General features: G+C 70.2%; 12 protein-coding genes. 4 read left to right on the top strand and 8 right to left on the bottom strand.

Annotated elements, in window-relative coordinates; translation table 11 throughout:
• Window positions 1-250: 250 nt before the first annotated feature.
• The 3 genes from ACSMTC_RS09050 to ACSMTC_RS09040 all read right to left on the bottom strand — a co-directional run bounded on the left by ACSMTC_RS09050 (window position 251) and on the right by ACSMTC_RS09040 (window position 4,966).
• Window positions 251-880 (bottom strand): hypothetical protein, encoded by a 630-nt coding sequence (locus ACSMTC_RS09050; protein ID WP_436559142.1) that lies wholly within the window; start codon window positions 878-880, stop codon window positions 251-253.
• 251 nt (window positions 881-1,131) lie between these two features.
• Entirely contained in the window at window positions 1,132-2,895 is a 1,764-nt protein-coding gene (locus tag ACSMTC_RS09045; protein WP_436564632.1) for a hydroxysqualene dehydroxylase, read from the bottom strand.
• 235 nt (window positions 2,896-3,130) lie between these two features.
• Window positions 3,131-4,966, bottom strand: coding sequence for a stealth family protein (locus ACSMTC_RS09040; protein WP_436559141.1), 1,836 nt, complete (start codon window positions 4,964-4,966; stop codon window positions 3,131-3,133).
• 363 nt (window positions 4,967-5,329) lie between these two features.
• Between ACSMTC_RS09040 and ACSMTC_RS09035 the strand changes: the two genes are divergently transcribed.
• Genes ACSMTC_RS09035 through ACSMTC_RS09025 form a run of 3 tightly spaced genes read left to right on the top strand, consistent with a single transcriptional unit; the run spans window position 5,330 to window position 11,321 of the window.
• A complete protein-coding gene (locus ACSMTC_RS09035; protein ID WP_436559140.1) occupies window positions 5,330-6,382 on the top strand; it encodes a hypothetical protein in 1,053 nt (350 codons plus the stop codon).
• On the top strand, window positions 6,379-9,249 hold the full coding sequence (locus ACSMTC_RS09030; RefSeq protein ID WP_436559139.1) for a stealth conserved region 3 domain-containing protein: 2,871 nt from the start codon (window positions 6,379-6,381) through the stop codon (window positions 9,247-9,249). Before ACSMTC_RS09035 ends, ACSMTC_RS09030 begins: the two co-directional genes overlap by 4 nt.
• Before the next feature lie 47 nt (window positions 9,250-9,296).
• Window positions 9,297-11,321, top strand: a complete 2,025-nt coding sequence (locus ACSMTC_RS09025; protein ID WP_436559138.1) for a PIG-L family deacetylase — start codon at window positions 9,297-9,299, stop codon at window positions 11,319-11,321.
• 91 nt (window positions 11,322-11,412) lie between these two features.
• Here the strand turns inward: ACSMTC_RS09025 and ACSMTC_RS09020 are convergent, their stop codons facing one another.
• From ACSMTC_RS09020 to ACSMTC_RS09005, 4 genes are all read right to left on the bottom strand, one after another.
• Entirely contained in the window at window positions 11,413-13,170 is a 1,758-nt protein-coding gene (locus ACSMTC_RS09020; RefSeq protein WP_436559137.1) for a transglycosylase family protein, read from the bottom strand.
• Window positions 13,171-13,309: 139 nt separating this feature from the next.
• Window positions 13,310-15,418 (bottom strand): Ig-like domain-containing protein, encoded by a 2,109-nt coding sequence (locus tag ACSMTC_RS09015; protein WP_436559136.1) that lies wholly within the window; start codon window positions 15,416-15,418, stop codon window positions 13,310-13,312.
• Between the two features lie 170 nt (window positions 15,419-15,588).
• Window positions 15,589-15,753: a hypothetical protein gene (locus tag ACSMTC_RS09010; protein ID WP_436559135.1), complete on the bottom strand. Its 165-nt coding sequence runs from the start codon at window positions 15,751-15,753 to the stop codon at window positions 15,589-15,591.
• A 119-nt stretch (window positions 15,754-15,872) separates the two neighbouring features.
• Window positions 15,873-16,229, bottom strand: coding sequence for a hypothetical protein (locus ACSMTC_RS09005; protein ID WP_436559134.1), 357 nt, complete (start codon window positions 16,227-16,229; stop codon window positions 15,873-15,875).
• Window positions 16,230-16,394: 165 nt separating this feature from the next.
• On the opposite strand from ACSMTC_RS09005, the gene ACSMTC_RS09000 reads away from it, so the two are divergent.
• Complete coding sequence (locus ACSMTC_RS09000; RefSeq protein WP_436559133.1) at window positions 16,395-17,390, top strand: LuxR C-terminal-related transcriptional regulator; 996 nt, start codon at window positions 16,395-16,397, stop codon at window positions 17,388-17,390.
• A gap of 162 nt (window positions 17,391-17,552) precedes the next feature.
• Here ACSMTC_RS09000 and ACSMTC_RS08995 read toward each other — a convergent pair whose 3' ends face one another.
• Window positions 17,553-18,698 (bottom strand): acyltransferase family protein, encoded by a 1,146-nt coding sequence (locus tag ACSMTC_RS08995; protein WP_436559132.1) that lies wholly within the window; start codon window positions 18,696-18,698, stop codon window positions 17,553-17,555.
• Between the last annotated feature and the right edge of the window lie 211 nt (window positions 18,699-18,909).

Here is an 18,909-nt window from a genome sequence, read left to right as displayed (position 1 = left end):
TGACCCTGCCTTGTTTCGAGCGAGATGGTTTCGTGGAACGGAAACGAAGGATCAAGTCCGTTTCCGCCTGCCCATCATCACCCAACCGCAGGTCGTTTCGCCAGCGATCACGCTTTCGTGTGGCGGCGTGCCCCCGGCGGCGGTTCGCCGCCGAAGCGCCCGGACGGCAGGGGGGAGTTACCGCCGGGTCAGATCTTCTTCGCGGGGTCGTCGTACTACCGGGAGGAGAGCTCGAACGGGCGGGGCGGGTTCAGCCGTGCCAGTGAGGAGTGCGCTGGAGCGGGGCGGTGATCTGGAGTGACTCGTCGAAGGCGCTGACCAGGGCCTCGGCGGAGTCGGGAGCGTAGCGGCCGGCCCAGTCGGCGAGCAGCAGGAGGAAGTCGGCGAGGTCCTGCCGCACGCCGGCCAGCAGCCGGCGGAGTTCGGCCCGGGGGAGTTCGATCACCGGCCCGGGGCGCTTCTCGTCGGGGTGCAGGCGGAGGGCCTCGCCGTCGTGTTCGGCCCAGGGCGTCGGGTCGTGGCCGAGCCACATCTCGCCGCCGTCGGAGACCTCCAGCCAGGCACGCCAGTCCTCGAGCCCGCAACAGCAGCCGGGGTTCAGCGTGGTGCCGGTCGCGGTGTCCCGGACGCGGAGCCCGCCGGGGGAGATGAAGCCCTCCTCGTGCAGCAGCGGGCTCAGGAAGGCGGCGGCCGGGTCGGCGCAGCGGTGGTCGGCCCGGCTGTCGTTGTAGCCCGCCACGGTGGCGACGACCGTGCCGACCCCTGCGCGGTCCAGTGCTCCGTTCAACTGCGTGAAGTGGTAAGGCGGTTGTCCGGCGACCGGCCACAGCGCGAAGTCGTCGAGGGCGCCGTTCTCCAGTACGGGGTGTATGTCGATCACCGGCCCAGTCTGGCCGACATCCGCCCGGGGCGCCGCCGATATACCCGTCGGCGGTCTTAGACCGACCGGCAATAGGGCCCGCGGCGTCGCGTGCCGATAGCTCTCTCCCTCCTTGCCCGCCATCGGGCAGGAGGGGCCCTTGAACGCACATCCCTCGTCGCGCGCAGCGCCGCTGCGCGCGACGAGGGATGCACGCCCAGACTCGGCTCTCGCCCCGCTCCTTGATCCGCGCTCCCTATTGCCGGTCGGTCTTAGCCGAAGTCGAGGGCGTTGGGCAGGCCCCGGCGGTAGCGGACGGCGTCCTGCTGCTGGAGGAGTTCCAGCTCCGGCGGTCGGTAGAGGGTCCAGACGGTGCAGCGCGGCAGGTCGGAGCCGTCGGCGTCGAGCAGGGCGTTCACGGCGCGCCGGGCGGACTCGTTGGCGCCCTCCATGGTGGCGAGGTCGATGTCGGTGGCGGTGTAGTCGCCGGCCAGGAAGAGGTTGGCCACGGCGGTGGCGGAGGAGGGGCGGTTGGAGTGGCTGCCCACCGTCTGGATCAGCAGCTGTTCGCGGTTGGCCGGCGTGGGGCCGCCGAGGCCGGTGACGGCGGGGTCGATGAACCAGGAGTGGACGTCCGAGTCGCGCAGCACCGCGCGCCCGGTGTCGTTCAGTGAGCCCTTGAGCTGCGTCCAGACCTCGCGGACCACCTCCTCCCGTGTGCACTTCAGGGCCGGCTTGCCGTAGACGACGCCGGGTGCGTCCCACTGCGAGATGATCACGGACAGGCAGTCGGCGACCGTCCCGTCGCCGTAGTCGGAGCGGAAGTCGCGGCCCGGCCAGAACTGGGCCTGGCTGATCGAGGTGAGGGCCCAGGGGGTGTCCACGTAGTCCACGTGGCCGTGCACGACCGGGGTGCGGGAGCGCAGATAGAACTGCACGCCCACCATCCAGTCGGTCTGCAGCCGGTCGCAGCGGGCGAGCCGGGGGTCGGCCGCGCGCAGGGCCGGACCCCAGGTGCGGCGGGCGTGCTCGACCGGCATGGCGCTGAGGTAGTGGTCGGCGGTGACGGTACGGGTTCGGCCGGAGCCCAGGTCGGTCAGCCGGACGCCGCTGACCAGCCCGTCGGCGTACGCCAACTCCTCGACCTCGCAGCCGAGTTCGAAGCGCACGCCGAGCGAGCGCAACTGCTCCTCCCAGGGGTCGATCCAGGCCTCGCTGGTCGGTGCGTTCAGCACCCGGTCGGGTTGGCCGTCGTTGCCGAAACCGAGGACGTTGTAGAGGAAGGCCTGGAGGATCCGGGCGACCGTACGGGTGCTGGCCACCTCGGCCTTGGTGGCGACCAGGTTGCGGGTGAGCCCGATGGCGAGCAGCCGCTGGTAGTCGTACGACATCTGCTCCGCGCGGACGAACTTCCACCAGGGGACGTACTCCCACTGCCCCAGGCGGCGCTCCTCGCAGCTGGTGAGGTGGACCAGCAGTCGGTCGGCGAAGTAGGCGATCTCGGCGGCCGGCAGGTGCAGCGCGGTGTCCAGCAGGCCGGTCAGGGTCTGCGACAGGGCGTCGGGCCGCAGCAGTTCGAGGCTCGGGACGGTGGCCAGGGTGCGGAACGGCAGCCGCAGGCCGGGGCGGCCGCTGTCGCGGGCGAACAGCACCTCGGTGGGCTCGACCAGGTTGCCGTGGACTCCGTTCGCACTGCCGGGGAAGGGGATCCGGCGCAGCGTGTCGGGGAGGTTGCGGTAGAAGCCGGGGAAGAACCGGAAGCCGTGCTCGCCGGGCAGCGGGCGGCGGCCCCCGTCGCCGGTACCGGGGACGTCCATGCTGCGGGCCTTGCCGCCGAGGATGAGGTTGCGCTCGTAGACGGTCACCCGGTAGCCGCGCTCGGCCAGTTCGTGGGCGGCGCTGAGGCCTGACACGCCGCCGCCGAGCACCGCCACGCTGCCGGGCGTCCGGCCTCGCCGAGGGGGAGGGGCCGCGGCCGTCGCCCTGCCGAGCGGGGCCGCGGCCAGAGTGCCGCCCAGGGCGCCTGCCGCGGCCAGGAACCGGCGCCTGCTGTGGCCGGGGTCCTCGGGGCGCCGGTCCGGCTGACCAGGGTGCGGGTCGGGCTGCCCGGGGCGGTCGGGGCGGCGGTCAGGCTGTCCGAGGCGTCGGTCCGGCCGGCCTGGGCGATCGGGGCGTTCGGGGCGCTGGTCAGGGGTGTCTGTCGCTCGTTCTCGCACGCACTGCCAACGACACTTCCGCCGATCCGCAACGGCCGGGGCCCGCCCGGTCGGCTCAGGCCCGCTTCTCGAAGGGGCTCGGGACCGGGAAGTACGCGTCCAGGAAGGGCTGCAGCAGCTCGAGTTGGGCCGGCAGGTCCTTGCGGTCCGAGACCGTGTCGTTGATGCAGAACACGTCCAGGTTCCGGGCGGTCAGGATCCGGGCCAGGCGGCGCGAGGTGCTGTCGTGCATCAGGTCGAGGTAGGCGTAGGCGATCTCGGAGGGGACCGCGCGGCCGCTGTGGTAGCCGTAGTGGTGGTGCAGCGAGGAGGCGACCGAGAGGTCGGCCGGCCCGCGGAACCTGGTGGCGGCGGTCTCCTGGTGGCGTTCGGCGAAGCGCTCCTCTATCTCCAGCAGGACGTCCCGGCGCAGCGCGTGCGGTACGTGCATCATCTTCTGCACCAGGGTGGTGCCGAAGTCCCGCTGGATCAGCTGGCGGTTGTTCTTGGCGGCGGCGGAGACCGGGGGGTCCTGGACCGAGGGGGTGCCGAAGGGCACCATGGCCTGGGAGGGGAAGAACTTGGTCAGCCCGTTGGAGTGGAAGAACAGCTGCGGGGTGACCGGACGGCCGAGGAAGACGTCGTCGTTGAAGTAGAGGAACTGCTCGGACAGGCCCGGTATGTGGTGCAGCTGGCTCTCGATGGCGTGCGAGTTGAAGGTGGGCAGGGCCTCGGGGTCGCTGAAGATCTCCCGGTGGCTGACCACGGTGATCCGCGGGTTGGAGGTGTCCAGCCAGGACGGTACCTGGTCGGCCGTGACCAGGTAGACGTGCCGGACCCAGGGCGCGTTGAGGTGCAGCGAGCGCAGTGAGTACTTGAGCTCGTCGCGGCTCATGAAGCGGGCGTCGTTGACGGCCTCGGGGTTGTAGGTCGCGGCGGTGCCGTCGGCGGCGGCGCGGGTCGCCTGCCATGCGGGGTCGTTGCTGTCCACCCAGGTGTAGACCACGTCCACCGGGAAGCGGATGTCCTCGGGCAGCGCGGCGGTGAACGGGGCCCGGGTGGGTATCTCGTCGCCGGGGCGGCTCCAGGCCGCCAGTCTGGTGAACAGGGCACCCGGTGCGGGGACGGGCCGCTCGTCGGCGTCGACCCGTTGGGTGACCCGGTTGCGGCGCGGGGCGACGAGTTCGCCGTCCTCGGCGCGCCAGAACTCCACGTCGCAGCCGTACTCGTGGCCGAGCACGTAGTGGCCGTCCTGGTCGGCCTGGAACCAGGTCAGCCGGATGACCTCGGCCTGTTCGACGGACCGCCAGCTCTCCGGCTCGAAACCGGGCAGCGAGGTGGTGGGCGCCTGCTCACCCGGGAGCGGTACGGCGGAGAGGTAGCCGGGAACCCTGGCGCACAGCGCCTGCAGCGCGGTCAGGGCGGCGGGCCGGTCGGTCAGGGCGAGGGCCAGGACAGAGGAGGAGTCGGCCAGGCCCCGGACGGCGAAGTACCGCAGGCCGGCGTCGTCCAGTGCGCCGCGGACCAGCTCCAGGTTCCGGCGGCGGCAGTCCAGCGGGTCGAGGTCGGTCCGGACGCTGACGATCTTGCGGTCCTTGCCGATCTGGGCCAGGGCCACCTCGCCGGAGTCGAAGAACTGCGGGTGCCGTCTGGCGAGGCGTCCGCCGTCGTCGAGGCGCTGCTGCATGGAGAGCGAACGGGAGATGGTGTGGATCACCCGGGTACGGGTCTCGTGTGAGATGTGCCTGGCGATCGCGGCGCGGCTGCGCTCGGGCAGGATCCGGCGGTAGGCGTGGACGAGCTTGGAGTGCTCGGACTTCAGGACTCCGACGGCGCTGCCCTGGGGCAGGGAGGTGCTGGGCTCGGCCGGAGAGGTGGAGTCGGCATCCTCCATGGCTGTCAAGCGATTCATCGCTCCCCCAACACTCTTGCTTCACCATCGACCACGGTGCGCGCGGAGGACCGATTTGCCGCCACCGCTCCCGGTGGCATCCGGCGGGACCGCACGTGCGGGTACGGATGGCGGTCCTCGCTCACCGCTCACACTGTCATTTGATTTTGCCGTGTGTCAACCGGACCAACACCGCACCGTAAGCGGGCGCTGCAATGGGTGATGTCCGCTTTGGTGGTTTTTGTCCCCGATAAGATGGGCCGTTGGGCCCGGAGGCGTGGAAGTCCCGGGTACTGCCGGTGACTTAGCATGGCTGCTCTCGCACCCGTACGAGTGCCCGAATCGACAGCCCGGACCGTCCGGGGAGAGCCCTAGGAGGTCACGGTGGCCGAGCAAGTACACGCCCTGCGCGTGGTCGGCCGTTCCGGAGTGCTGGCCTGGCGCAGACTGCCGGTCAGCCAGTTGCCCGACCGGATCCGCCGCAAGGCCGGCCGGCACGTGGCCGCCGGCCGGGACCACCTGATCCACTCCGTGGTCGCCCCGCGGGCCGAAGGCACCGCCGCCGTGGTGAAGTACGCGATGGTGCTGGGCGGCCACAACCTCAATGTGCACGCCCTGCTGCCGCCGGGCACCCCGGCCGACGCCACGGCCGAGCTGACGGTCGGCAACGGCTCCCGGCACTTCTCCGTCCCCGCCCGGCTGACCGCGGGACGCGGCGGACGCCCCGCCGTCACCGCCTCCGCACTGCTCGGCGAGCGGATCGGCGGCCTTCCCGTCACCGACGGCCGCTGGTCCCTGGCCCTCAGGATCACCGCCCCCGGCGGCGCGAGCGAGGAGCTCCGGCTGATCGGCGCCGGCGAGACGCCGACCCTCACCGGACCGAGCGCCCCGCTCACCGCCTGCCCGGTCAGCGGCATGTCGATGCACACCGGCATCTCCCCGTCCGGCCGGCTCAGGCTCATCGTCTCCGACCCCGCCGTCCGCGCCGTGCTGGTCCGGACCGTCCGCCGCTTCGCCGGGCTGCAGTTGGACTTCCGCCCGCCGGGCCCGCGCGGCCGGCTGGAGGCGACCGACGGCCGGCAGACGATCGCGCTGGCCACCGAGCCCGTGCCCGACAGCCCCGAACTGCTGCGCAGCACACTGCCGTTGGACCAGCTCCAGGCGGTCGGCAAGGGCGGCAACTGGAGCTTCCGCTGGGTGGGCGAGAGCGGCCGCAGGTACTGGCTGCGCCGCCGCCCCGACGATCTGCGCCCGGTCCGCGTGATGCTGAACACCGGCGTCAAGCTGGTGATCACCGACCGCGGGGGCCGCCTACACTACGTGACCCAGCGCCACACCATCCGCGGTATCTACCGGTTGTCCTTCAGTCCGGTGCCCGGGCCGGCCGCCCCCGGTCAGCAGTCGAACTCCACCGCCACCACGGGATCGCTCACGTGAAAATCACCTTTCTCCTGACCAGCGCCGACACCATGGGTGGCACCGAACGGGCCATCCTGACCGCGGCCGAAGCCGTCGCCGAGCTGCACCAGGTCGAGGTGCTCAGCGTCTTCAAGACCCGCTCCAGCGGCTTCTTCGCCACCGGCGGCAAGCTGAGGATCCGGAACCTGGTGGACAACACCGGTTCGGTCCCGCGCCCGGTCGAGGGCGCCGACCTGGACGACGCGGTGTACCGCCGCCTCGCCGCCCAGCCCAGCGAGCTGGTGGACCCCGCCTGGGAGCGGTCCTTCAACCGGCTGTCGGACCTGGAGGTGGAGCGGGCGCTGCGCGACACCGACTCGGACATCCTGGTCGCCTCGACGCCCGCCCTGCTGGCCCTGATGGTCCGAGTCGCCCCGCCGTCCGCGATCACCGTCTGCCAGGACCACCGGGTCTCCGAGCTGCGCGGCATCAGCGGCGCCCCGCTGCTGCGCTTCGCCCCGCACCTGGACGCCCTGATCGCGCTGAGCGAGCCCACCCGGGCCTGGTTCGAAGAGACCTTCGGCGACTACGCACCCAAGCTCACCGTGCTCGGCAACGCCCTGCCCGATGGCTACCGCCCGACCTCCTCGCTGGAGACCCGCACCATCACCCTGGCCGGGCGGATGGTGCCGGAGAAGCAGATCGACCACGCCATCCACGCCTTCGACCGGGTGGCCGCCAAGCACCCGCAGTGGCGGCTGAGGGTGCTCGGCGACGGTCCGCTGCTGCGCAAGATGCGCGAACTGGCCTCCACCGTCGGCGCCGCCGACCAGATCCAGCTGGTCGGCTCCACCCAGCACATGCTGGAGGAGTGGGCGCAGGCCAGCATCTGCTTGCTGACCTCCCGGGTCGAGGCGCTGCCGCTGGTGCTCGCCGAGGCGCAGGCCGCCGGCGTCCCGGTGGTCGCGTATGACTGCCCCAACGGGCCCGGCGAGATCGTCACCCCCGACGTCAACGGCCTGCTGGCGCCGCCGAACGACATCGAGGGCCTGGCCGAGGCGCTGGACCGGATGATGTCCGAGGACGAGACCCGGCACGCCTTCGGTGCCGCCTCGCAGAAGGCCGCCGCGCGCTGGTCGGCCCCCGAGGTCGCGGCCCAGTGGAGCGAGCTGTTCCAGGGCCTGATAGCCGACCGCGACAGCGGCCGGCTGGTCGCCGCCCGCCACCGCCGCCGCGCGCTGGCCGAGTCGGCCCGGGGCCACCTGGGCACCGTCGGCGCCGAGCCCTCCCGCTCGGTCGGCTCGATCGACAAGGTCGGCCAGAAGGCGCACGAGGTCCGGATCGAGGCCCAGAGCGGCGGCACCGTGATGCGGGCCAGCGGCCACATCTGCCAGATCGCGGACGACCTCTCCCCGTTCGACGTGATGCGGGCCAACCTGGACCTGGCCGTCGACCTGCTGGACGAGCTGGGCATCCCGTACGTGATGACCAGGACCACCGCGCTGCGGCACAGCCTGGCCGTGGCGGTCGAGTACCGCGAGAAGCTGCTGCGGGCGATCGCCGAGCGGTACAAGGACGCCCCGGTGTACGCCAGCCTGCTGGACGCCAGGGGCGGCACCAAGGCCAACGTCCTCGCCGCGATCCTCGACCAGTACCTGCCGGCCGCGGGCTCGGTGGCCGCGCTCCGGGTGTTCCGCCCGGTCACCACCACGGCGGGCACCATGCGCCTGACCGGCGTCTACGGCTGCACCGTGGCCTTCACCACGCCCAACAAGGACGACGCCGAGCTGCTGGACGTCCCCGGCGGCACGCTCTACGGCGCCACCCTGCCGGCGGCCGCGCTCACCGCGACCGCGACCCTCAAGGTCGGCGACCGCGAGTACCCGACCAACGAGGCCTTCACCAAGACCCTGCCGACCGACGTCGACTTCCCCGTCGACGTGGTCTACACCTGGGTGGACGGCAACGACCCGGCCTGGCGCGAGCGCAAGAACAAGGCCCTGGTCGAGCTGGGCCTCGCACCCACCGAGACCGACGGCTCCTCGGACGACGCCCGGTTCCGCAACCGCGAGGAACTCCGGTACTCGCTGCGCTCGCTGGACATGTACGCCCCCTGGATCCGCACCATCCACCTGGTCACCGACGACCAGGTGCCGCACTGGCTGGACACCGACCACCCCCGGGTCAAGGTGGTCAGCCACCGCGAGATCTTCGGCGACACCGGCAAGCTGCCCAGCTTCAACTCGCACGCCATCGAGAGCCGGCTGCACCGGATCGAGGGCCTGTCCGAGCACTTCCTCTACTTCAACGACGACGTGTTCATCGGCCGCGCCCTGGGCCCGGACAGCTTCTTCCTCGGCACCGGCCAGGCCAAGTGCTTCCAGTCGCCGACCACGGTCGACCCGACCCCGGTCAAGGACGGCGACGAGTTCGCCTTCATCGCCGCCAAGAACAACCGCGAGCTGCTGGAGCGGGAGTTTGGCCGGAGCCTGGCCAACACCTTCCTGCACACGCCGCACGCCCTGCGCAAGAGCGTCCTGGCCGAGCTCGACGAGCGCTTCCCGGCCGAGGTCGCCCGCACCGCGGCGGCCCAGCTGCGCAGCGAGACCGACCTGGCCATCGCCTCCTCGCTGCACCACTACTACGGCATGTTCACCGGCACCAGCGTGGCCGCACCCATCTCCAGCGGCTTCGTCAACGTCGGCCTGCGGGTCCAGCACCCCAAGCTGGCAAGGCTGTTGAGCCTGCGACCGAACGACGTGTTCTGCATCAACGACTACCACAACGCGGACGTCTCGGCGGAGGAGCAGGCGGACATCCTCTCCGTCTTCCTGCCGAGCTACTTCCCGGTGCCCAGCCAGTACGAGAAGGGCACGGTGCGCAACCGGCGGCTCGCCCGCGGTTGAGCCGGAGCCTGGCGTACCCCACCTCGACGCAGAGAAAGGGCGAGCCGATGACCGGCACCGTGCCCGGCGGACTGTCTCTCCTGCACGTCGTCGCCCACCCGGACGACGACCTGTACTTCATGAATCCGGAGATCGCCCAGTCGCTGCGCACCGGTGCGCCGGTGACCGGCGTCTACCTGACCAGTGGTGACGCCGACGGCCACAACCACCGGTACGGCACGCTGCCGCACGAGCGGGGCCCGGCGGACTTCGAGGGGTTCGCCCGGGCCCGGCAGAACGGCCTCAAGGGGGCGTACGCGGCCATGGCGCTCGGCGACCGCGCCGCGCGCTGGTCGCCGGGCGTCCTGACCGCGCCGGACGGGGCACAGCTGGAGACCTTCACCCTCGACCGGGCCCCGCAGGTCAAGCTGGTCTTCCTCAACATCCGCCAGCAGGGCGAGGCGAGCGACGGCCAGAGTGCCCGGCTGCGGATGCTGTGGGACGACACCGTCCCCGACGTGCCCACGCTGCTGCCGACCGGTACCGGGCTGCGCGAGCCGGGCCGGTACACCCGCGCCGGTCTGGTGCGGACCCTGGCCTGGCTGTTCGACACCTTCCGGCCGACCACGGTCCGCACCATGGACCCGGACCCGGACCACCAGGTGCACGACGCCCAGAACCGGCAGCACCACGACTTCGGCGACCACTCGGACCACCAGGACCACACCGCCACCGCGCAGTTCACCTGGCTGGCGCTGCAGTCCTACGCCGGTCCGGGAGGAGCCGGGCACTTCGCGGTGGAGGCGTACCGGGGCTACTACAACGAGCGCTGGGCGCCGAACCTGATGCCGGAGTCGTACGCGGCCAAGGAGTTCTACCTCAACATCTACGGCTGCGCGGACGGCTACGACTGCGGCGACCCGGCCGGCGGCGGCGACTACACGGTGGCCTTCTCGGTCCGCGGCACCGGCTGGGCCCAGGCGACCCGGCACCGCTACGTCGGCTCCACCGACTGGCTGCGGACCGGCCCGGACGGCCGGCTCACCGCGTTCGGTGTACTCGGCCAGCGGGTGGTCCGCTGGGAGGAGACCGCTCCGGGCAGCGGACGCTTCGACGGACCCGAACTCCTGGGCCTGGACGGTCCGGTGGCGCCGCGCCTGGCCGTCGACCTCACCCCGGACGGCCGCTGGCAGCTCTTCGCGACCAGGCTGACCAGGCTGAGCCACGACCCGGAACAGCAGCTGCGCGAGATCGTGCACAGCGCGCAGTCCAAGCGCGGCGGTGCGTTCGGCCCGTGGACCAGCCTCGGCAATCCCAGCCCGACCGCCTACCGGATGCGCCAGCTGGGCACCCCGTCGGTGGCCCGCGACGGCAAGGGCCGGCTGCACCTGTTCGTCCGCAACTGGGGCAAGGGCGTCAGCTCCCGGGTGCAGAACAAGAAGGGCGCCTGGGGCGACTGGCTGGACCTGCACGGTGGCGCGATCCAGGACGGCCTGACGGCCGTGACCGCTCCGAACGGCGCCATCGACGTCTTCGGCGCCGGCCGGGAGCGGGTCTTCCACTGGTTCCAGTCGGCCAAGGACTCCGATGTGGTGCTGGCTCCGCGCTTCCGCCTCACCACCCCCGCCGATCCGCCGACCGCGGTCGTCGCCGACGGCCGGGTCCAGGTGTTCTACCGCCGTCCGGAGACGGCCGGCTTCTACGCCGCCGCCCAGTCCGACCGCAACGGGAACTGGAACGACGGGCCGGTGTACATCACCGGCCGCGGCGGCTTCGGCCCCCTCGCCGCGGCGCCCTCCCCGGTGACCCCCGGTACCGTGCTGCTGGTCGGCCGCAACGACTTCGCGGGTCTCGGCTACCAGTTCCGGCCCCTGCCGGGCAGCCCGGCCGCGGCCGACCGCGTGCCCGGTGACGGCTCTTGGACCGATCTGCCCGCCCCGCCCGGTGGCCTGGTGCACTCGCCCAGCGCGGCCTACGACAGCACCGGCCGTGCGGTGATCGCCGTCCAGGGCACCGACGGGCGGCTCCATGTGTGTCGCCAACTCGCGCCCGGTGCCGGTCCGTTCGGCGACTGGGCCAGCGCGGGGGCGTAGACGCCGGAAGACGAACCTGGGGCCCTGTCCGGCAAGATCTCGCCGGACAGGGCCCCAGTCGTTTCCCGGGTGACAACGACGCCCGGATTGGTCAGAGGCCGGTCTGGTTGGTGAGGCCTTGTTCGGCCCAGTTGTTGTCGTTGTTGTAGTCGACGGTTTCGATGAGGTCGCGGTCGTTGGGCTTCTGGGTGAAGACGTGGATTCCGCCGGTGGTGTCGACGGTGGTGGCGGCCGAACCGGTCATGGCGTAGGTGTAGTTGGCGCGGTTGTTGAGGCTTTCTTCGGCCCAGGTGTTGTTGCCCTGGTAGTCGACGGTCTCGAGCAGGTTGCCGTCGTCGGCCTTGCGGGTGAAGACGTGGATGCCGCCCTTGGTGTCGACTACGGCTGCGGGGGATCCGCCCATGGCGTAGGTGTAGCCGGCGCGGTTGGAGAGGTTCTGTTCGGCCCAGTTGTTGTCGTTGTTGTAGTCGACGGTTTCCAGGAGTCCGCCGTCGTTGGCCTTGTGGGTGTAGACGTGGATGCCGCCCTTGGAGTCGACTACGGCTGCGGGTGAGTCGCTCATGGCGTAGGTGTAGTTGGCGCGGTTGGACAGGCTTTCTTCGGCCCAGGTGTTGTTGCCCTGGTAGTCGACGGTCTCGAGCAGGTTGCCGTCGTCTGCCTTGCGGGTGAAGACGTGGATGCCGCCCTTGGTGTCGACTACGGCTGCGGGGGATCCGCCCATGGCGTAGGTGTAGCCGGCGCGGTTGGAGAGGTTCTGTTCGGCCCAGGTGTTGTCGTTGTTGTAGTCGACGGTTTCCAGGAGTCCGCCGTCGTTGGCCTTGTGGGTGTAGACGTGGATGCCGCCCTTGGAGTCGACTACTGCGGCGGGTGAGTCGCTCATGGCGTAGGTGTAGTTGGCGCGGATGGAGAGGCTTTCCTCGGCCCAGGTGTTGTTGCCCTGGTAGTCGACGGTCTCCAGCAGCTGGCCGTCGTCTGCCTTGCGGGTGAAGACGTGGATTCCGCCCTTGGTGTCGACGACTGCGGCGGGGGCGCCGGCCTGGGCGTAGGTGTATCCGGCCTTGGTGTTGAGGTCCTGGGCTGCCCATGCGCCGCCCTTGGGGCGGTAGGAGTCGGTGAGGTGGCCGTTGCTCTGGTTGATGCGGAAGACGTGGACGGTGCCGGTCTTGTCGGTGATGGCGGAGCTGGTGAGCATCGAGTAGTTCTCGACGCTGGTGGTGACGGCGGCGGAGGTGGTGGAGGTGCTGGCGCTGCCGTTGCTGGCGGTGGTGACGGCGGTGATCTGGTGGGTGCCGCCGGGGACGGTGGTGGTGTCCCAGGTGACGACGGGGTTGTTGCCGGTGTCGGAGCCGACCGCCTTGCCGTCCACGAAGAACTGCGTGCTCAGCGAGACCGAGCCGGAACCCGACGCGGACCCGGACAGGAAGACCGTCCCGGACTGGTCCCCGACCGGCTGGTTCACACTCACCGACGGCGCGGCCGGCGGGTCGGGGTACGGCTGGGACTTGTCGGTGGCCAGCCCGGTGCCTGGGGCGCAACCCCAGGCACCCGCTCCCTGGTCCGCGAGGATCTTCTCGGCGATCAGGATCTGCTGCTGCTTGGTGGCCAGGTCGGGGCGGGCCGCGTACGCGGTGCCGCCGTAGTACTGCCAGTTCTGCATGGTGATCTGCAGTCCACCGTAGTAGCTGTTGCCGGTGTTGATGCTCCAGTTTCCGCCGCTCTCGCACTGCGCGACCTTGTCCCAGGTCGCGACCGAGGCGGCCATGGACGGGGTCGCAGCTGTGAGCGTGCCGATCGCGACGGCCGGCAGTGCTACGGCGACGCGCAGAAGCATGGACTTCCTGGTGGCCACGGTTGATCTCCTTGAGGGGCGGCCGGGCAGGGCGGCACCGGCGGGTGGTTCGGGTGGATGGCACAGGGAAGCCCCCGGGCAAGAGGTGGCGGTGTTGCCCGGGGGCTGTGGTCGGCGCTTGGTGCTTGGGGCTCGGGGATTACAGGCCGGTCTGGTTGGTGAGGCCTTGTTCGGCCCAGTTGTTGTCGTTGTTGTAGTCGACGGTTTCGATGAGGTCGCGGTCGTTGGGCTTCTGGGTGAAGACGTGGATTCCGCCGGTGGTGTCGACGGTGGTGGCGGCCGAACCGGTCATGGCGTAGGTGTAGTTGGCGCGGTTGTTGAGGCTTTCTTCGGCCCAGGTGTTGTTGCCCTGGTAGTCGACGGTCTCGAGCAGGTTGCCGTCGTCGGCCTTGCGGGTGAAGACGTGGATGCCGCCCTTGGTGTCGACTACGGCTGCGGGTGATCCGCCCATGGGGTAGGTGTAGCCGGCGCGGTTGGAGAGGTTCTGTTCGGCCCAGTTGTTGTCGTTGTTGTAGTCGACGGTTTCCAGGAGTCCGCCGTCGTTGGCCTTGTGGGTGTAGACGTGGATGCCGCCCTTGGAGTCGACGACGGCGGCGGGTGAGTCGCTCATGGCGTAGGTGTAGTTGGCGCGGTTGGACAGGCTTTCTTCGGCCCAGGTGTTGTTGCCCTGGTAGTCGACGGTCTCGAGCAGGTTGCCGTCGTCGGCCTTGCGGGTGAAGACGTGGATGCCGCCCTTGGTGTCGACTACGGCTGCGGGTGATCCGCCCATGGGGTAGGTGTAGCCGGCGCGGTTGGAGAGGTTCTGTTCGGCCCAGTTGTTGTCGTTGTTGTAGTCGACGGTTTCCAGGAGTCCGCCGTCGTTGGCCTTGTGGGTGTAGACGTGGATGCCGCCCTTGGAGTCGACTACTGCGGCGGGTGAGTCGCTCATGGCGTAGGTGTAGTTGGCGCGGATGGAGAGGCTTTCTTCGGCCCAGGTGTTGTTGCCCTGGTAGTCGACGGTCTCCAGCAGCTGGCCGTCGTCTGCCTTGCGGGTGAAGACGTGGATTCCGCCCTTGGTGTCGACGACTGCGGCGGGGGCGCCGGCCTGGGCGTAGGTGTATCCGGCCTTGGTGTTGAGGTCCTGGGCTGCCCATGCGCCGCCCTTGGGGCGGTAGGAGTCGGTGAGGTGGCCGTTGCTCTGGTTGATGCGGAAGACGTGGACGGTGCCGGTCTTGTCGGTGATGGCGGAGCTGGTGAGCATCGAGTAGTTCTCGACGCTGGTGGTGACGGCGGCGGAGGTGGTGGAGGTGCTGGCGCTGCCGTTGCTGGCGGTGGTGACGGCGGTGATCTGGTGGGTGCCGCCGGGGACGGTGGTGGTGTCCCAGGTGACGACGGGGTTGTTGCCGGTGTCGGAGCCGACCGCCTTGCCGTCCACGAAGAACTGCGTGCTCAGCGAGACCGAGCCGGAACCCGACGCGGACCCGGACAGGAAGACCGTCCCGGACTGGTCCCCGACCGGCTGGTTCACACTCACCGACGGCGCGGCCACGCTGTTGACGGCGTTGTTGTAGCGGAAGGGCTTGAAGCCGCCGGAGCTGAGTTCGTCGCGGGTGCGGGTGGAGTTACGGGCCTGTGTACCGGTGTGGGCCTCTTCCATGACGTTGGCGACCGTGTGGCTGCTGTCGGTCCAGCTCTTGAAGAGGACGACATGGGTGGTGATGTTGTCGATCATGTCGCCGGGCTGGAGATCGTCGTAACTGCCCAGCTGGGTGGCGAAGTTGGGGAGAGTGTAAGTGGTCTCGCCCCAGTTGTTGGCGCCGGAGGCGGAGAGGTGCCAGGCCATGGAGACGAAGCCGGAGCAGTCCTGGCGGTAGGTGCCGTTGCTGTCGGTCCAGTAGGCGGTCTGGCTGTAGTCGACTCCCTCGTTCACCCAGGACTGGGCCCGGGAGAGGATCTCGTCGCGGGTGATGGTGCCGCCCACCGAGGAGGCGGCGGCCAGGGCGTTCGCACGGAGCTGAGGCTGTGCCGCGCCACCGGACTTGGCGGCTGCCGCGAGTTCCGAGGCGGTCGCCGTGGTCGGGTTCTGGACGGTCGGGGTGAACGCGGTGGAGTAGCCCTTGGTGCTGACCGGTGCGGCCTGAGGGGTGGCCGCCCCGCCGGCGACAGGAGCGGCGAAGGCGTACTCCGCTCCGAGGCTCAGGGTCAGGGCCATCGGCAGTGCCATCGCGGCGGAGACAACGGCGAGGCGACGAACAGTCCTGCTGGACAAGGGGATACTCCTTGGCTGGTGAGGGAAGGCGTGGAAGCGCTGAGGACTCAGGCACGCGTGTGCCGGGAGACGCCGGTCGGTCGGCGTGAAGAGGGTGTGGGCGCGGACGGCTGCCCTGCAGGAGCAGCGGTCGACGGCACGGGTGAACGGGGCCGCCGGGCGGCGCCGGGTCAGTCCCAGATGGTGTTGGCCGGGACGGCGGCGGTGGTGCGGGGCGCAGCGGTGGAGGTCTGGACGGCAGCGGCGATCGGCAGGATGGCGGCGAGAGCGGCGACCGCGGCGGTCTTGGCGAGCGAGCTGCGAAGCATGGGAGTGGTCCTCTTCAGGGTCGGCACGAGGGTCTTCTCCGGTCTCGCGTCCCGCGGTTGACGCTTCGTCCGGTGTTGCCTGCGGGGTGGTGTTCCCTGCTGGCGAGTACTAGCTTCGTCGCAGCTCAGAGCGGGTGGAAGGGCTTTCAGATGGACGGAACCGGCCCTGGACTGATCCGTCCAGCGAGGCCAGAAGAGGACAGCAGTCGCTCGTAGAAGGGGGTGACCAGAGGTGCGCCGACCCGGGGCGTCGACCAGCCGCGCAGGGCGGGGACGGTGTCGATGGCGCGCCGGCACAGCGTGGCCACCACCGCTTCTGCCGCATCAAGGTGATCGGCGATCAGATAGACGCCGAGTACCGGTTCAGGGCCTGAGGTCCGGTGTACGGAGATGTGCTCGATCTGCTCGTGCTGCATGGCGACTGCGTGGATCAGTGGGCCGATGTCCTGGGGCAGCGCCATGTCCGGATGCGGCGCGCGGAGGTCTGCGTGGACGAGGTACATGGCCCTACCCTCCCGAATCGCCCATGCCGCCCAAAAGAGGATCAAACAGGCCACTACCGTCCATGGCCTAAACCGTCCAGGAATCGCATTGGCTGTTCGAACATCTGAATGCAATGATCGTGTGCGCTTGAATTCAGGTTCTGCACACCAAGGGGACGAAGCATCGTGTTGACCGCGCTTGGTCTGGACGCCGCATCAGAGGCCGTCTACCGGTGCATGCTCGCTCATCCGAAGGACGGGGTGAGTGCGCTCGCCGCACGGCTCTCCCGGCCGGAGGAGGAGGTCCGGCGGAGTCTGGACGTGCTCAGTGAGTTGGCACTGATCCGCCCCTCGTACGAGCAGGCGGGCGGCCTTCGCGCGGTGTCGCCGGACGTCGGTATGGAACTGCTGATGGCCCGCCAGCAGGCGGAGCTGGCCGCGCAACAGCTGCGGATCGAGGCATCCCGGGCTGCGGCCGCACAGCTGATCGCGGAGTTCTCGGACCTGAGGCCCGCCGCCTCGCATCCCGGGGTCGAGCAGCTGGTGGGGCTCGACGAGATCCGTGACCGGATCGCCGGGCTGGCCCGCGAGCTGCGGACCGAGATCATGACCTTCGCCCCCGGTGGCGCGCACAGCCCGGAGAGCATCGAGGCGTCCAAGCCCCACGACCAGGACCTGCTGGCCCGGGGGATCCGGATGCGCACCGTGTATCTGGACAGCGTGCGCAACAGCCAGCCCACGGTGGCGTACGTGAGCTGGCTGGCCGAGCTCGGTGGCGAGGTCCGGACCGCGCCGGAGCTCCCCACCCGGATGATCATCTTTGATCGGAGCACCGCCCTCATCCCGGTGAGCAACGAGGACACCCGGGCCGGCGCGGTCGTGCTGACCGGGCAGGGCACGCTGACCGCCCTGTGCGCGCTGTTCGAGAACGTCTGGACCTCGGCCCAGCCGCTGACCAGCGGCACGGTGAGGGACGAGGAAGGCCTCAGCGCCCAGGAGGCCACGATCATCAGGCTGCTGTCGCAGGGGCTCACTGACGAGGCGATCGCCAAGCGGCTCGCCGTCTCCTCCCGTACCGCCCGGCGGCAGGCGACGGACCTGATGGAACGGCTGGGCGCGCGCAGCCGGTTCGAGTTCGGGGTGCGGGCGGTCCAGCGAGGGTGGCTGCCGCAGAGCGGGTGAGAGAAGTGGCCCGCCGGCCCGCATCTGGGGACGAGCGGCCGGGCGGGCTGTTTGCGGCTGGGTGTGCCGGTGGTCCCACAGCCGTCGGCAACGCGCGAGGGGCCCAGGCCGGATTCGATCCGGCCTGGGCCCCTCGTTCGGTGTCGGAGGAGTGAGAACCCCTCAGCGGGCGGGTGAGACCTCGGTCACCGGCGGATAGGCGGCGAACCAGCGCTTCAGCCACCTGGCGAGCGGCTGTTCGATGAGGCGATGGACGAGCCAGGACAGTGCGAGCAGCGCGACGATGACGCCCGTGACCAGGGCCCAGTGGGAGACCCGGCCGTGGAGATGCCGGATCGCCTCGATGCCGAGCTCGTCGTGGAGCAGGTACAGCGGGTAGGTCAGGACGCCCGCGGTGGTGAGCCAGCGGCGGTTGAGGAAGGTGAGCTTGCCCAGTGCCATGGCGAGGACCAGGAGGTAAAACACGGTGACGATCGCCAGCGTGACCGTCCAGGACAGCGACCGGTGCGTGGAGCGCTCGGCCGCGAGCATGAGCGAACGCAGCTGGTTCTGGGCCATCAGCCACGAGCCGAGGAGAAGGACCCACAAGGCGGGCCTGGAGCCGAAACGGTGCATCAGATACATCACGATGCCGCCGACGAAGAACGGAGCGGCGTCCGGCACCGCCATCAGCTGAACCAGTGCGATGCCGGACTGCGGGGCGAGGATGGCCAGCAGCAGCCAGAGACCGCAGAAAGCCACCACCCGGCGGTAGGTCAGTCCCACGGCCGCGATGATCGCGAACAACAGGTAGAAGCGCATCTCGGCCCAGAGCGTCCAGTACACCGGGTCGATGTCGCCGATGCCCATCGGTTCCTGGAGCATGGTCAGGTTCGAGAAGATCTTCGACGGCGTGAGGCCGGAACCGTGCACGCCGTTGGCGAGGATCAGCACCGCTGAGGTCACCAGGACGGCGAACCAGTACGCGGGATAGAGCCGCAGCAGCCGGGAGATCGCGAAGTCCCGGACCGTGCGGCCCCAGGAGGAGAGGCAGATCACGAACCCGCTGATGAGGAAGAAGAGCTGGACGCCGAGCCAGCCGTAGGCGGTGATCGGCTGCGCGGTCGGGAACACCACGGAGTTGTGGGTGCCCCAGGGAAGGGAACCTCCCCAGTTGTCGTATCCGACGAAGTGGAAGAGCACGACCATGAGCGCGGCTATCAGCCGCAGTCCGTCGAGGGCGTACAGCCGGACTGCGCGGGCGGGACGCGCAGGAGGTGCCTCCGGTATGCCCGCATGGTGTCCGGTGGCGGGGGCGTAGACATTCATCAGTGGCTGTCCTGGGTTGGAATGGGGGAACGGGAGGTGCTCAGCGGGGGCGGGTGGCCGGCGCTCGCATCCGGGCCGGCACGGCGGATCCGACCGGAACGGGCGACGGGCCGCCGGGGCGGCGGGCAAGGCCATGGGCACGGTTGCTCGGGTCCTCCTCCGATGACTGAACTCGGTTCCGGCGTACGGTTGCCGCACTGCCGACCGTGCC

The sequence above is a fragment of the Kitasatospora sp. HPM-01-4 genome (assembly GCF_051374625.1).
In the GTDB taxonomy this organism is placed as follows: domain Bacteria; phylum Actinomycetota; class Actinomycetes; order Streptomycetales; family Streptomycetaceae; genus Kitasatospora.
The sequence above is the reverse complement of the archived record's forward strand: the minus strand, read 5'-3'. Positions and strand labels throughout refer to the sequence as shown.